Annotated in this window: 1 pseudogene; it reads right to left on the bottom strand. The window is 40.2% G+C overall.

Features of this window, described 5'->3' with window-relative positions:
• Positions 1–398 (bottom strand): annotated as a pseudogene (locus N475_RS22530) (transposase); the annotation flags it as partial.

Here is a 398-nt window from a genome sequence, read left to right as displayed (position 1 = left end):
GCCAACGCGGCTTCATCTAACAAAGCTTGTGATTTAAAGCGCCCTTCCCAGAATCGGCCTGTACAGCCATCTTCTCTATTCGCCTTACGCGCGATGTCTTCGTTTAGCGTTCGCATAAACCAGCTTATATCAGCTAATCGCTTTCTATATTCGTCTATGAGCTCTGATAATAAACAACGCTCTGAGTTTGTAAGTGTTTCTCCATTGATAAACTTATGGGTTAACCAACTCCCTTTAAATTGCTTATGCCAACGTATAACAATGGCTTTATCAGTCAGGCGTTTTGCTTTTTTATCATCAACATATAAAACTATATGAGTGTGGTTACTCATCACTGCATACGCACACACATCAATACAAAACACCTTAGCCAGTTGCAATAACTTATCTTCAACCCA

Source organism: Pseudoalteromonas luteoviolacea DSM 6061 (assembly GCF_001625655.1).
In the GTDB taxonomy this organism is placed as follows: domain Bacteria; phylum Pseudomonadota; class Gammaproteobacteria; order Enterobacterales; family Alteromonadaceae; genus Pseudoalteromonas; species Pseudoalteromonas luteoviolacea.
This window is presented reverse-complemented; position numbering and strand designations above follow the sequence as displayed.